At 61.9% G+C, this 247-nt stretch carries 1 protein-coding gene; it reads right to left on the bottom strand.

The genetic code is table 11. The annotated features are described in order from the left end of the window. Positions 1-247: hydantoinase B/oxoprolinase family protein (locus E5W87_RS34760; RefSeq protein WP_292408298.1), on the bottom strand; the 247-nt coding region annotated here is incomplete at both ends.

Below are 247 nucleotides of genomic sequence, written 5' to 3' on the forward strand. Positions count from 1 at the left end.
GTTCACCACCCCGTCGGAATCGACGAACGCCTTGGAATGGTAAATCCCGTCGGGAATGGCTGATATGTTGGCGCGCATCTGCTCGGCGGCGCGGCGGCGCAATTCGGCGATCGCCTCGACAACCGTTTCGTCTCCGTAACGATCCAGGATTCCGTTCAGCCGGTCCTGCCCAATCAGCAGTGCCGCCGCTTGGGCGCGGATGTCGCCGATGCGCTGGTCGGCAACCCTGATGTTCGAGCAAATGATG

Source organism: Mesorhizobium sp., from assembly GCF_004962925.1.
Classification (GTDB): Bacteria; Pseudomonadota; Alphaproteobacteria; order Rhizobiales; family Rhizobiaceae; genus Mesorhizobium.